This window comes from Streptoalloteichus hindustanus, assembly GCF_900129375.1.
GTDB classification, from domain to species: domain Bacteria; phylum Actinomycetota; class Actinomycetes; order Mycobacteriales; family Pseudonocardiaceae; genus Streptoalloteichus; species Streptoalloteichus hindustanus.
The window spans coordinates 323,309-337,269 of the sequence record NZ_FQVN01000006.1 but is presented as its reverse complement, the minus strand read 5'-3'; the positions used below and the strand labels follow the sequence as shown (position 1 = coordinate 337,269).

10 protein-coding genes are annotated in these 13,961 nt (G+C 74.9%); 1 reads left to right on the top strand and 9 read right to left on the bottom strand.

The window, feature by feature from the left end; all coding sequences use genetic code 11:
• Positions 1-183 precede the first annotated feature (183 nt).
• The 6 genes from BUE43_RS20300 to BUE43_RS20275 form a co-directional block, all read right to left on the bottom strand.
• Complete coding sequence (locus tag BUE43_RS20300; RefSeq protein WP_083959866.1) at positions 184-990, bottom strand: CPBP family intramembrane glutamic endopeptidase; 807 nt, start codon at positions 988-990, stop codon at positions 184-186.
• Between the two features lie 319 nt (positions 991-1,309).
• Positions 1,310-2,389, bottom strand: a complete 1,080-nt coding sequence (locus BUE43_RS20295) for an amidohydrolase family protein (protein WP_200797605.1) — start codon at positions 2,387-2,389, stop codon at positions 1,310-1,312.
• A gap of 7 nt (positions 2,390-2,396) precedes the next feature.
• Positions 2,397-3,950: a signal recognition particle protein gene (gene ffh, locus BUE43_RS20290; protein WP_073485541.1), complete on the bottom strand. Its 1,554-nt coding sequence runs from the start codon at positions 3,948-3,950 to the stop codon at positions 2,397-2,399.
• An 85-nt stretch (positions 3,951-4,035) separates the two neighbouring features.
• On the bottom strand, positions 4,036-4,641 hold the full coding sequence (locus BUE43_RS20285) for an AAA family ATPase (RefSeq protein WP_073485538.1): 606 nt from the start codon (positions 4,639-4,641) through the stop codon (positions 4,036-4,038).
• A 61-nt stretch (positions 4,642-4,702) separates the two neighbouring features.
• Positions 4,703-5,929, bottom strand: a complete 1,227-nt coding sequence (locus BUE43_RS20280; RefSeq protein WP_143174269.1) for a glycosyltransferase 87 family protein — start codon at positions 5,927-5,929, stop codon at positions 4,703-4,705.
• 668 nt (positions 5,930-6,597) lie between these two features.
• A complete protein-coding gene (locus BUE43_RS20275; RefSeq protein ID WP_234995809.1) occupies positions 6,598-8,196 on the bottom strand; it encodes a putative glycoside hydrolase in 1,599 nt (532 codons plus the stop codon).
• 392 nt (positions 8,197-8,588) lie between these two features.
• On the opposite strand from BUE43_RS20275, the gene BUE43_RS20270 reads away from it, so the two are divergent.
• Positions 8,589-9,641 (top strand): polysaccharide deacetylase family protein, encoded by a 1,053-nt coding sequence (locus BUE43_RS20270; protein WP_073485536.1) that lies wholly within the window; start codon positions 8,589-8,591, stop codon positions 9,639-9,641.
• Positions 9,642-9,684: 43 nt separating this feature from the next.
• Here the strand turns inward: BUE43_RS20270 and BUE43_RS20265 are convergent, their stop codons facing one another.
• From BUE43_RS20265 to BUE43_RS20255, 3 genes are read right to left on the bottom strand one after another with little or no spacing between them, the layout of a single operon-like run.
• Positions 9,685-12,144, bottom strand: coding sequence for a [protein-PII] uridylyltransferase (locus tag BUE43_RS20265; protein ID WP_234995808.1), 2,460 nt, complete (start codon positions 12,142-12,144; stop codon positions 9,685-9,687).
• Positions 12,141-12,479: a P-II family nitrogen regulator gene (locus BUE43_RS20260; RefSeq protein ID WP_073485534.1), complete on the bottom strand. Its 339-nt coding sequence runs from the start codon at positions 12,477-12,479 to the stop codon at positions 12,141-12,143. The genes BUE43_RS20265 and BUE43_RS20260 overlap by 4 nt, the downstream gene beginning before the upstream one ends.
• Positions 12,476-13,906 carry an ammonium transporter gene (locus BUE43_RS20255; protein WP_083959863.1) on the bottom strand — a complete coding sequence of 477 codons (1,431 nt, stop codon included), beginning with the start codon at positions 13,904-13,906 and terminating at the stop codon, positions 12,476-12,478. Before BUE43_RS20255 ends, BUE43_RS20260 begins: the two co-directional genes overlap by 4 nt.
• Positions 13,907-13,961: the final 55 nt, after the last annotated feature.

Genomic DNA, 13,961 nt, shown 5'->3' with positions numbered 1-13,961 from the left:
GGTGCCGACGACGGCCACGACCTCGCCGTGCTCGGCCAGGCGGAGGGCCCGCCCGACGACGGCGTCGGTTGGCCGTGGGCAGCGCGCCAGGTACGCCCGCGGGGCACGAGCGACCCGCCGGGGCGTAGCCGCAGTCGACGACCGCCTCGGGGGCCGAGGGGAGCCCAGCGGCCTCGGCGGCGGTCAGACCGGCATCATCCCGGACACGGTCAGCAGGACGCCGACCGCGGCCAGGAAGTTGTTCACCTGGTGCGCGATGATCGCGGCGGGCAGGCCACCGGTGACCAGGCGGGCCAGCCCGATCGGGATGGCGATCACCAGCAGCAGCGGGGTGCGGGACGGTTCGAGGTGGCCGACCGCGAACACCGCGGTGGACAGCACGAACACGCTCCAGCGGCTCCAGCGCAGGCGCTCCATCGCGCCCCACAGCAGCCCGCGGTAGATGATCTCCTCGCAGATCGGGGCGACCAGCCACACGTGGAGGAACACCACCACGGCCAGCGTGGGCGAGAGCCGGATGTCGGACAGCAGGGAGCCGACGGCGGAGTTGGCGTTGTCCTCCCCCACCCACCAGGACCACAGCCGGGCGGCGACGAGGGTGGGGACGAGCCCCAGGACGCCGATGGCCAGGCCGACCCGGACCTCCGCCCAGCTCCACCGCAGCCGCAGGTCGCGCCAGGGGCCGTTGCCGCGCACGACGGTGATGACGATCGCGGCGACGGCGGCGAGCACGGTGGGGACGACCAGGGCGACCACGATGCCGGTCGGGGGCAGCCGCTGCTCGTCGCCCGCCGGTCGGAACGGGATGACCACGAACACCGACGTGATCAGGAAGACGGCCTGGACCAGCAGGAACGCCCCGAAGCCCCAGCGGTGTCGCGGCGGGTCGCCGCTGCCGGGCAGGCTCTCGACACCCGGGACCAGCGTCCGCAGCAGCCGGGAGCGGAGGGCGGGCCGGCGCGGTGGCTCGGGTGTCTGCGGTGCGTGCACGGGCGCCTCCGAACGTCAGGGACGGTGCCGGTCCGGCATCGCTGCCCTCGCAGCCCTGGTGTCCTCCAGCCGACTGAGCCTATCCGCAGGTGAGCGGCCCCGATCGGATCAATCCGGCGGGACCGCCCCGCGGGCCGCGGTCGGCGCCGGCGGACGGGCTCGTCACGCGGGCCTCCTCCCCCGACCGGCTGGTCGTGGTGCGCCGGTCGAGGAGGCGGACCGCTGACGTGGCGACGGACGGTCGAGGCGAGCGTCCTCCCGGTGGTGCTTCACACCTTCCGGTTACCCGAACACCGTGAACCGATCACATCCTGGGTGGTCAACGAACGACGCGGCCCCGCAGCACGACGCGCGCGGGCTCCCGCAGCGCCCCCAGGTCGGCCCGGGGGTCGGTGTCGTAGACCACGAAGTCCGCGGGGTCGCCGTCGTCGAGCGCCGGCCAGCCCAGCCAGCGGCGCGCGGCCCACGAGGCCGCGCCGAGCGCCTGTTCGGCGCTCATGCCGACCTCGTGCAGGGCGACGACCTCGTCGGCGATGCGGCCGTGCTTGATGCCGCCACCCGCGTCGGTGCCGGCGTAGACCGGGACACCGGCCTCGACGGCCTTGCCGACGGTGGTGCGGACCCGCGCGTGCAGGTCGCGCATGTGGGCGGCGTAGGTCGGGTACCGGTCGGTCCCGTCCGCGATCGAGGGGAAGTTCTCGATGTTGATGAGGGTGGGCACGAGCGCGGTGCCCCTGGCCGCCATCTCGGCGATGGTGTCGTCGGTCAGGCCGGTGCCGTGCTCGACGCAGTCGATCCCGGCGGCCAGCAGGCCCGGCAGGGCGTCCTCGCCGAAGACGTGCGCGGTGACCCTGGCCCCGGCCTCGTGCGCGACGCGGATCGCCTCGGCCAGGACGTCGTCCGGCCACAGCGGCGCGAGGTCGGCGGTCGCCCCCTGGGACCGGTCGATCCAGTCGCCGACGAGCTTGACCCAGCCGTCGCCCGCGGCCACCTGCTCCGCCACGGCGGCGGGCAGCAGCTCGGGGTCCTCCAGCTCGGCGCCGAGGTAGCGGATGTAGCGCCGGGGTCGGGCCAGGTGCCGACCGGCGCGGATGATCCGCGGCAGGTCGAGGCGCTCCTGGAGCGGGCGGGTGTCCAGGGGCGAGCCGCAGTCGCGGATCAGCAGGACGCCGGAGTCCCGGTCGACGACGGCCTGCTCCTCGGCCTCGGCGAGGTTCACCGGGCCGGCGGGGCCGATGCCGACGTGGCAGTGCGCGTCGACCAGGCCCGGCACGAGGTAGCCGCCGTCGCTGACGGTGGTCGCGCCGGGCGCCGGCCGGGTGCGGACGCGCCCGTTGACCACCCACAGGTCGCGCGGCTGGCCCTCGGGCAGGACCACGGCGCGGAAGTGCAGCGCCATCAGCGGCTCACTTCTTGCCGAAGTTCAGCTTCGACGGGTCGAAGCCGGCGGGGAGCTGGTCGAGGCCGGACAGGCCGGGCGGCAGCTCGTTGAGGCCGGGGGGCAGGTGGGACAGGTCGGGCATGCCGCCGGGCATCCCGCCCGGCAGGCCGGGCAGGCCGCCGCGCAGCTTCGGCGGCGTCGGGCCGCGCCCCTTCTTGCCCTTCTTCCCCTTCTTGCCCTTGGCCTTCTTGCCGAGGCCGCCGGAGCCGGGCAGGCCGAACCGCCCCGCCATCTGGGCCATCATCTTGCGGGCGTCGAAGAACCGGTTGACCAGGTCGTTGACCTCGCTGACGGTGACGCCGGAACCGCGGGCGATGCGCTGCCGACGCGAGGCGTTGATCATCTTGGGGTCCTGGCGCTCGGCCGGGGTCATGCCGCGGATGATCGCCTGCACCCGGTCCAGGTGCCGCTCGTCGACCTGGGCCAGGGCGTCCTTCATCTGGCCGGCGCCGGGCAGCATGCCGAGCAGGTTCGCGATCGGCCCCATCCGCCGGACGGCGAGCATCTGCTCCAGGAAGTCCTCCAGCGTCAGCTCGCCGGAGCCGATCTTGGCGGCGGTCTGCTCGGCCTGCCGGGCGTCGAAGACCTGCTCGGCCTGCTCGATGAGGGTGAGGACGTCGCCCATGCCCAGGATGCGGCTGGCCATCCGGTCCGGGTGGAAGACGTCGAAGTCCTCCAGCTTCTCGCCGTTGGAGGCGAACAGGATCGGCTGGCCGGTGACCTGGCGGACGCTGAGCGCGGCGCCGCCGCGCGCGTCGCCGTCGAGCTTGGTGAGCACGACGCCGGTGAAGCCGACGCCGTCGCGGAACGCCTCGGCGGTGGTGACCGCGTCCTGGCCGATCATCGCGTCGACCACGAACAGGGTCTCGTCCGGGCGCACCGCGTCCCGGATGTCGGCGGCCTGGCGCATCATCTCCTGGTCGACGCCCAGCCGGCCGGCGGTGTCGATCACGACGACGTCGTGCTGGGCGTGCCGGGCCTGCTCGACGCCGCGGCGGGCGACCTCGACCGGGTCGCCGACGCCGTTGCCGCGCTCGGGCGCGAAGACCGGGACGCCGGCCCGCTCGCCGACGACCTCCAGCTGGGTGACGGCGTTGGGGCGCTGGAGGTCGCACGCGACCAGCAGCGGGGTGTGGCCCTGGCCGCGGAGCCAGCGGGCGAGCTTGCCGGCCAGCGTGGTCTTGCCGGCGCCCTGGAGGCCGGCCAGCATGATCACGGTGGGCGGGTTCTTGGCCAGGTTGAGCCGGCGGGTCTCGCCGCCGAGGACGCCGACCAGCTCCTCGTTGACGATCTTGACGACCTGCTGCGCCGGGTTCAGGGCCTGCGAGACCTCCGCGCCCTTGGCCCGCTCCTTGACGTGCGCGATGAAGCCGCGCACCACGGGCAGCGCGACATCGGCCTCAAGCAGGGCGATGCGGATCTCGCGGCAGGTGGCGTCGATGTCGGCCTCGGACAGCCTGCCCTTGCCGCGCAGGTTCTTCAGGACCGAGGTGAGCCGATCGGAGAGGGTGTCGAACACGGGCCGCCAGACCTCACTGCGTCGTCGATGCCGGGCGCGTGCCGCCGGAGTGCGGGCACGCAACACCCGAGGGTAGCCGGCGAACTCACGGTGAGGTGACGGCCAGGCGCAGGCCGTCCGCCGCCTGCCCCCGGGTGAGCACCGTGACGGCGCTCCAGCCGAGGGGCGTCCGGCCGTCCCGCAGGGCCCGGCGCAGCCGGACGGCGCGGCGGACGTGCCGCTCGAAGGAGCGCCCCGGGATGACCCGCCCCCGCACGCGCTGTCCGGCCAGCGCCTCCCACGGGTTGGCGTCGAGCCACAGCAGCCGCCGGGGCCGGCGCGACAGCACCCCGAGGACGACCAGGCCCGCGCGGGTGGTGACCCGCGTCGCGGGCTCGTGCACGACCAGCGGACCGCTGCCGAACAGGGCGTACGCGCCGATGCGCAGCCGGTGCAGCAGGTGGACCAGGGGCCGGTACCAGGCGTAGGGCAGGGCGTCGGGAAAGGCGGAGCGGAGCGCGTCGCGCACCTGGTCGGAGTCCAGGACGTGAACGCTGTCCCTGGCGCCGGCGCGCAGCCGGCCCAGCAGGGTGCTCTTGCCGGCGCCGGGCAGGCCGGCGACGACGAGCAGGTCGCGGCGGCCGACCAGCAGGGTCAGCGGCGGCGCCGCGGCGGCGGGTGGGGATGCCGGGGCGGGAGTGGCTGGGCTCATAGCCGCACAACGTGCCACGCCCGACGCGCCGTTCCTCCCGGGATGGGCGAATCGCGCGATTTCAGGGTGCGGTCAGGGCCGGCTCGGGGTTCTCCCCGACGGCCGGCCGCGACGCGGGCCGCCGCCGGTGGGCCATGACGAACGCCACACCGAGGCCGACGAGCGCGACGAGCACGAAGGAGTCACCGGGCAGGTGCTGCCACAGCGCCCATTGGCGCTCGCGCTCCTGCTCCCGGGGCAGCAGCCAGTGCAGCCCGAAGAGGAACAGCGCGCCGGCGAGCACCGGAGCCCACAGCCGCTGGCGGTGTGCGGCGGCCCAGTAGCCGAGCGCCAGGACGAACGGCACCGCGTAGACCCAGTGGTGGTCCCACGAGACCGGGGAGATCAGCAGCGCGGCCGCCGCCACGGCGAACCACGCGGTGACCTCTCCGTGCTCGTCCTCGCGGGTGCGGTGCGCCACCAGCGCCGCGACCACCACGACGACGGCCGCCAGCACCAGCCACAGCAGCTTGCCGGTCGACCCGGGCAGGTCGAACCGCTCCAGGACGCCGCGCAGCGACTGGTTGCCGGCGTAGGCCAGCCCGCCGACCCGGCTGGGGTCGAGCACCGCGCGGAACCAGAAGTCGGTGGAGCCCGACGGCATGACGGCCCAGGCCAGGCCGGTGCAGACGGCGAAGCTCGCGATCCCGGCGAACACCGGCCGCCACTGCCGGCGGGCGGCGAAGAACAGCAGGAACCCGGCCGGGGTGAGCTTGATCGCGGCGGCGACGCCGATCAGCACGCCCCGGGGCCAGCGGGGGTTCTTGCTCAGGCAGTCCACCGCGACCAGGCCCAGCAGCAGCAGGTTGATCTGGCCGAACTGCAGGGTCCCGCGCAGGGGCTCGGAGAGCGTGCCGACGAGGGTGGCGCCGGCGGCGACGAGAAGGGCGCGCCCGGGGTCGACGTCGAGCCGCCGGGCGACCAGCAGGCAGGCGGCGAACAGCGCCGCCACGCCCAGCAGTGTGAGCAGTGCCGCACCCACGTACAGCGGGGGCGTGAAGAGCACGAGGAGGGGGAACATCGCGAACGGTGGGTACGTGAAGGGCAGGTTGACGCCGGAGGTCGGGATGGAGGCGCGGTAGACGTCCTGGCCGGACAGCCACACCTCGACGCCTCCCCGGTACACCTGCGCGTCGATCAGCGGCGACGTGAGCGCGAACGCCAGCGCGACGACGGCGGCGCCGGCGACCAGCGCGTAGACCACCCGGCGGGCGCGTGCGGACGCCCCCGTCCGTCCCTCGATTCCCACGATCTCGATTCCCCTCGAAGTCCCCGACCGGGTGCGGGCAGACGAATGCCCCACCGATAAGGGACTTCTATCAGGGGATCGGTGTTGCCTGGTTGTCGCCCAGAACACAGAGGGGCGGAGCGCAGGACGGAGCGACGCCCAATTGGTGTAGCCCAAATGGCGTGCCCGTCGGACAAAACGTTGTCACGCGCGTCAAGGGGGAGAGATCGCGTTTTCCGGCCGAGGAGAGGCGGAAATCACGGGCGGACCGCACAGCGGGGCGGGTCGGCGGGGCGGCACGAGCCGGGATGACGGCGTGACCTCGGACATCCGGGGTTCGAGCCCGGGGCGGCCCGACCCCTCGTACAGGCCGCCCCGGTCGCTCGTGGTGTGACTGGATCGCCGCGTGTGGCCCCACCGCCCCACCCCCAGTGCACGGGCGGTTCCCCTGGCCGTCGCGTCCCTCACCGCGTCACGGGGCACAGCCTGCCGGCTCGGCGTTCACCCCGATCAGCGGGAACACCCGCGAATGGAACTGGGTAGATCTACTCAATCCGCCCAGGGGGTCGGACGGCGCGGGCGGGGGCACGGGCGCCGCGCGGGAGGGACCCGGAGAACTCGGGTCGCGCTCGGACAATGAGTAACACGTCGCCGGCCGGTGTGTGACAACTTCCGACGAAATCCGGTGTTCAGCGTGGCGACATCGCGTCACCGTGGTAGCGACACCCGGCGTTCCAGAGCAGGAAGGAGTCGATCCCGTTGTCCTTGGCGGCGCGGATCTGCGCGGCCACCTCCTCCGGGCCGTAGGAGTGCCCGAGGGAGAAGTCCTGCAGCCAGGGGATGATCCGCACCCCGGTGTTCTCCACCTGCTTGTTGAAGTCGGCCAGCGACCGCTGCGTGATGTCGTAGGGCTGCGCGTTCGGGTTGTCCACGCCGTACTCGCCCGGACCCCAGTGCGAGGGGTAGGTCATCGGCGCGATGTAGTCGGCGTGCCTGGCCATCGCCGGGATGTCCTGCGCGATCTCCTTGGGCCGGCTGGCCGCGACCCCGAAGACCGAGGCGCCCAGGATCGCGCCGTGCGGGCGCAGCTCCCGCTGGGTCTCGGCCAGGAACGAGGCGATGCTCTCCTCGGGCGTGCCGGTGAGGCCGGGCACGCTCATCTCCTCCAGCGGCCCGTCCGGCCGGCGCACGTAGTCGTAGAGGATGTCGTCGAAGCCGAGCTTCGCCGCCTCGACCGCGAGGTCGATGTTGTACCTGCGCACGTCGCGGTTGGCGTAGTTGGTGAACGACGCCTCGCCGTAGTGGGCACTCCACGGCGCGCCGCCGCCGTTCTGGACGAGCCAGTCGGACTTGCCGTTCTTCCACGCCCACGAGCCCAGGACCGGGTCGCGGAAGGCCACCACCCGGCCGACCACCCGCAGGCCCATCCCGTGCAGCTCGTCGAGGGCCTTCCTGGGGTTGTAGTGGTCGCGGGTCGCGCCGATCTCCCTGGCCAGCGGGACCTCGGACTGGTAGCCGACGTCGCCGGCCTCGTCCTTGATGTCGAGCTCGACGGTGTCGATCCGCTTCTCCCTGGCGAGCTGGAGCACCGGCTCGCGCAGGTCCGCCGACTCCCACGCGCCCGAGCTCATGTGCACCCCGCGCATCCCGGGGTGGACCACCCGGACGGGCACCTCCTGGCGGGTCGTGTTGCCGGCGACGTCGGTCGCCACGACCTCGGCGGCGGCCACCGGCCCCGGCAGCGCGGCGCTGAACCGGCCGTCGCCGTCCAACGGGACCTGCTGCCCCTGCACGGTGACGGCGCTGGCGCCGCGGGTCTGCCCGCTGACCGTCGGCGCCTGGCGCGGTGAGGAGACCTCCAGCCGCTCCGGGAGGGAGAGCTGCGGCGGGGTGGTGTCGACCACGAAGCGGCGGCGCTGCTCGTCGCCGGAGACCACGAACCCGCCGGGCACCCGCGCGGTGAGCTCGTAGGTGCCCTCCGGCAGGCCGGCCAGCTTGACCACCAGGACGTCGCCCCTGCGCTCGGTCTGGACGGGCTGGTTGTTCAGCCGGATCTGCACCCGGTTGAGCTCGTGCGGCCGGGCCATGCCCACCGCGACGGTGTTGGCGGCCAGCGTCTCGGTGCCGACGACCGCGGCCTCGGCCAGGCCGGAGATGGTCAGCATCGACCAGGTCGACCGGGCGAGAACCGTCCCGGTCGCGGCGAACGACGCGATGGTGACGCCGACCGCGACCAGCATCAGGAAGCGGTCCCGGTCGGACCGCCGGTGGGCCGAGGTGCCGCGCACGGACGGGGGTGGTCCCGGCGGGAGGTCGGGCGGCGCCTGCGGTGGCCGGTGGCCCTCGCCCGCCCACGGCGTCGTTCCGGGTGGGGGCGTCGGTCCGGGTGCGGGCGCTCCGCCGGGCGCGGGAGGCCCGCCGAAGACCGTCGGAGGTGTTCCGGGGCGGTCCGCTCGGTCTTCCGTCCACGGACGCCGACCGGGGGCGGATGCCCCGCGGAACAGTGGTCGTCTCATGGCGTCACCTCCAGTCGGGGCGCGCGGCGTTCGACCCTTCGGCGGTTGAGTGAGGGGTCCCTGGATGCTAGGAGCGATCGAGGGGGCGCGCTGGGTGACAATCCACCTTCTCAGCGACATCGGCGTCCCGGCGCGGCGGCGGGCCCGCCCCTACGGTCAAGCGCATGGGACATCAGCCGCACGGCTCGCTCCCCCACCACGCGGCCCTGCTGGCCGGCGCCACGTTGTTGGCGGCGGTCGCCTGCGGCACGTCGGGCGAGCCGGTCTCCGTGGAGGTTCCGGCCCCCGACGTCAGCAGCGCGGCCCCGGCCACCGGCGCCGCGGCCCCGGTGGATCCGGCGAGCGTGCGGGCCGACGAGCTCGGGATGGTCCCGGTGCTCATGTACCACCAGATCACCGACCAGCCGAGCAGCGTCTATGACCGCACGCCCGGGGACTTCCGGGACGAGCTGGAGCGGCTCGTCCGCGAGGACTACGTGCCGGTGCGCACCGTCGACTACGCGACGGGCCGGATGGACGTGCCCGCGGGGAAGCACCCAGTCGTGCTGACCTTCGACGACAGCACGGTGAGCCAGCTCGCGTTCGACGAGCGCGGCGAGCCCGCGGCGAACACGGCCGTGGGCATCCTGCTGGACGTCGCGCGCGCCCACCCGGAGTTCCGCCCGGTGGCCAGCTTCTACGTCAACAGCGCCCCGTTCAACGACCCCGGCGGCGAGCGCACGCTCAAGTGGCTGCACGAGCACGGGTTCGAGATCGGCAACCACACGGCCACCCACGCCAACCTGAGCAGCTCCGGCTCCGACCAGGTGCAACGGGAGATCACCGACGTCCAGCGGGAGATCCAGCGGGCGGTGCCCGGCGTGGAGGTGGTGACGATCGCACTGCCGTTCGGCGCCATGCCGGAGCCGGACGACCTCGCGGTGCGCGGGTCCTCGGGCGACTCCCGCTACGAGCACCGGGCGGTGCTGCTCGTCGGGTCGAACCCGGCGCCGTCGCCGTTCGCCAAGGACTTCGACCCGGCCCGGGTGCCGCGCATCCGGTCGCAGGGCAGGGACGGGGAGGAGGCGGCGTTCGGCTCGACCGCCTGGCTGGACAAGCTCGCCTCCGGCGAGGTCCCCCGTTACACCTCCGACGGCGACCCGGACCACGTGTCGTTCCCGAAGAACACCCGCGCGTCGGTGGCCCCGGAGCACGAGGGCAAGGCCCGCCCCTACTGACTCCGTCCCGCCGCTGACCGCTGAACAGTCGTGCTGGCCGCCCTCAGGAGAGGGCGGCCAGCACCGTTCGCTCGACCCGCGCGCGCTCCGCCGCGGGAAGCCGGGCGGCGGAGGGCGCCCCGGGGTCGACGTGGACGCAGAACGCGTCGACGGCCGTCGGCCCGTAGGTGGAGGCCCTGGCCCACCGCACGTCGAGGCCGCAGGACTCCAGCGCGGCGGCCACGTGGTGCAGGAGCCCGATGCGGTCGGCCGCGCGCAGTTCGAGCACGACCGCGCCGCTGGCCTCGTCGTCGAACCACAGCAGGCGGGGCGGCGGCGGGTCGACCGGTGGCCCGCCGTAGTCGCGTTCCTTCGCGGCCAACCGCTCGGCCAGGGGCAACGAGCCGTCGAGCGCCCGGTTGAGGTGCTCGCGCAGCAGCGCGGCGTCGGGCGGGGAGCCGAAGCGCGGCGAGACGGTGAAGACGTCGACCGCCGCCCCGGCGTGGCCGCGGAGCTCGGCCGCGTGCACCTGGAGCGAGTGGAGTGCCAGCACGCCGGCGGCCCTGGACAGCAGGCCGGGCCGGTCGGGGGCCACGACCGTCACCGTGGCGAGGTGGTCGGCGACGCTGACCAGCACGTCGGCCCGGCCCCCTGCCGCCACCGCCTCGGCCCGGCGCCGCTGCTCCTCGTCCAACGGCGCCGGGCGCGGTAGCGCGCCCTCGGCCATCGCGGCCCGGCAGTGCCCGACCAGGTCGTTGACCAGGGCGGCCTTCCACACCGTCCACACGCCGGGGCCGGTGGCCAGCGCGTCGGCCTCGGCCAGCGCGTGGAGCAGGTCGAGCAGCACCGGATCGCGGCCGAGGGTGTCGACCACCCGCCGGACGGTCGCCGGGTCGGTGACGTCGCGGCGGGTGGCGGTGTGCGGCAGCAGCAGGTGGTGTCGGACGGCGGCGGCGAGCAGGTCCACGTCGGCCGGCCACAGCCCGATCCGGTCGCCGACCTGACGGGCCAGGTCGGCGCCGACCGCGGCGTGGTCCCCGCCCCTGCCCTTGCCGACGTCGTGCAGGAGGGCGGCCAGCAGCAGCAGGTCGGGCCGGGACACCCCGGTCACCAGCCGGTTGGCCTCGACCACGGTCTGCACCAGGTGTCGGTCGACGGTCCAGGTGTGCGCGGCGTCGCGTGGCGGCAGGTCCCGCACCGCGCCCCACTCGGGGAACAGTCGGCCCCACAGCCCGGTCCGGTCCAGGGCCTCCACCACGTCCGGCAGGCCGGGGCCCGAGCCGAGCAGGGCGAGCAGCTCCTCGCGCGCCGGGCGGGGCCAGGGGCGGCGCAGCTCCGGCGCGCTGTCGGCCAGCCGGGCGAGCGTGCCGGCGGCGATCGGCGCGCGGACCCGCGCCGCCGAGGCGGCGACGCGCAGCAGCAGGCCCGCGTCCCTGCTGGGCAACGCCTCCCTGGCCAGCGCCACCTCCCCGGCGGCGGGCGGCGCGTCCCCGCCCCGCCGACCGCCCCGCGGCTCCGCGACACCGCCGTGCAGCACCACGCCGTCGTCGAGGGGCACCCGGTGGGGTGATCCCTTCCCGGCCCCGCGGTGCCATGCCACCCGGCCGAGTGGGCCCAGCCGGCGGCGGGGCGCGGCGGAGCGGGCCGCGCGCAGGGCCACGTCCACGGCGTAGGCGACGGTCCTCCCCGCCGACGACAACGCCCTGGCCAGGTCGAACCGGTCCGCCATCCCGAGCGCCGCCGCCACCTCGTCGCCGTCCTGCGCGCGCAGCACGTCCCTGGCCCGGCCGGCGAGCCGGTGCAGCTCGGTGCGCACGTCCAGCAGCAGCGCCCTGGCCCGGAGCACCTCGCCGCCGGGCCGGTCGACGACGTGCGCGGCGGCGAGGGCGTCGAGCAGACCGAGGTCGCGCAGGCCGCCCCGGCCGTTCTTCAGGTCGGGCTCGACGCGGTGGGCCACGTCGCCGCTGCGCGCCCACCGCGCCGCCGCGGCCTCGGTCAGCTCGCCCAGCCGGTCGCGGATGCCGGAGCGCCACGCGCGCCGGACCGCGTCGGTCAGGGCGCCGCTGACCAGCGGGTCGCCGGCCAGGTGCCGGGCTTCGAGCAGGCCAAACGCGACCCGCTGGTCCCTGCCGGCGACCCGCACCGCCTCGTCCGGGGTGCGGACCGCGTGGTCCAGGCCGATCCCCGCGTCCCACAGCGGGTACCAGAGCCGGTCGGCGAGCTCGGCCGGCGCGCGACGGCCGGTGTGGGCCAGCACGAGGTCGAGATCGGAGCAGGGGGCCAGCTCCCGCCGGCCCAGCGCGCCCACGGCCACCAGCGCGACGCCCGAGGAGCCGACGCCGGCCGCGGCGGCGTGCGCGGCCAGCCAGAAGTCGTGGAGGTCGGTCAACGCCGTCCGCAGGTCGGCCGCGGCCAGCCGGCGCTGGCCCGGCGCGGGCGCGAGCAACGCCGCCCGCGCCCGCACGAGGTCCCCGGCGGCGGGCCGGGCGCCGCGCCCGCCGAACCCCTCCGCGTCGCGGATCACAGCGCGTCGCTGCCGCGTTCCCCGGTGCGGACCCGGACCAGGGTCTCGACCGGCGTCACCCACACCTTGCCGTCGCCGATCTTGCCGGTGCGGGCGGCGCGCACGACCGCGTCCACCACCTTGTCGACCACGCTGTCGTCCACCACGACCTCGACCCGCGTCTTGGGCACGAAGTCCACCTCGTACTCGGCGCCCCGGTAGACCTCGGTGTGCCCCTTCTGCCGGCCGTACCCCTGGACCTCGCTGACGGTCATGCCCAGCACGCCCAGCAGCTCCAGCTCGGTCCGGACGTCGTCGAGGACGAACGGCTTGACGATGGCGGTGACGAGCTTCATGCCTTGCTCCCCTCCAGGGCCGCGCCCGGGTCGCCGGCGGCGGCGGTGTTCGTGGTCGGGTTGGCCGGGTGGGACACGGTCGGGGACGACACGGTCGGGTTGGGCGCGGTCGGCGGGGCTGCTCCGCTCCTGGTCGGCGTGGCGAGCCGACCGCCGGTCCGGATCCCGCCGAAGTCGTATCCGGTCTCGGCGTGCTCGGCCTCGTCGACGCCGCCGATCTCGGCCTCCCGGTCGACCCGGAACCCGAACACCGCGCGGACCGCGAGGGCGAGCGCCAGGCTGAGCGCGAACGAGTAGGCCAGCACCGCCAGCGCCCCGACCGCCTGCCGCCACAGCTGGTCGAGACCGCCGCCGTAGAACAGGCCGTTGACGCCGGCGGGCGCGGTGTCCGAGGCGACCAGGCCGATCAGCAGGGTGCCGGTCAGACCGCCGACCAGGTGCACGCCCACCACGTCCAGCGAGTCGTCGAAGCCCCACCGGTACTTCAGGCCCACGGCCAGCGCGCACAGGGCGCCGGCGACGCCGCCGACGGCCAGCGCGCCCACCGGGGTGACCGAGTGGCAGGCCGGGGTGACGGCGACCAGGCCGGCGACGATCCCGGAGGCCGCGCCCAGCGTGGTGGCGCGCCCGTCCCGCACCCGCTCGACGAGCAGCCAGGTCAGCAGGGCGGCGCAGGCGGCGGCGAGGGTGTTGACGAAGGCGACGCCCGCGGTGGTGTTGGCGGCCAGCGCCGACCCGGCGTTGAACCCGAACCAGCCGAACCAGAGCAGGCCGGCGCCGAGCACGACCAGCGGCAGGTTGTGCGGCTTCATCGGCTCCCTGGGCCAGCCGACCCGGCGGCCGAGGACCAGCGCCAGCGCCAGGCCGGCCGCGCCGGCGTTGACGTGGACCGCGGTGCCGCCGGCGAAGTCGATCGCCAGCAGCCGGTTGGCGATCCAGCCGCCGGGGTCGACGACCGCGCCGGCCGCGTTCCTGCCGTCGAGGTCGAACACCCAGTGCGCGACCGGGAAGTAGACGAGGACGGCCCAGGCCGCCGCGAAGGCCAGCCACGGGCCGAACCGGGCCCGGTCGGCGACCGCCCCGGAGATCAACGCGACCGTGATGACGGCGAACATCGCCTGGAAGGCGACGAACGCGGTGCTGGGCACGGTCCCGGCCGCCGCGTCCCTGCCGAGCAGGCCGTCGAGCCCGAAGAACTCGGTCGGGCTGCCGAGCAGGCCGCCGCCGAGGTCCCTGCCGAAGGCGGTGGAGTAGCCGAACAGCACCCACAGCACCCCGACCACGGCCATGCTGCCGAGGCTCATCATCAGCATGTTGAGCACGCTCTTCGCGCGGACCATGCCCCCGTAGAAGAAGGCCAGGCCCGGTGTCATGAGCAGCACCAGCGCGGCGCTGGTCAACACCCAGGCGGTGTCTCCGGTGTTCACAGGCTGTCCTCCGTGCTCGGCGTACCGGCCCGGTCCGCTGGCGGGCGCCGCGCGG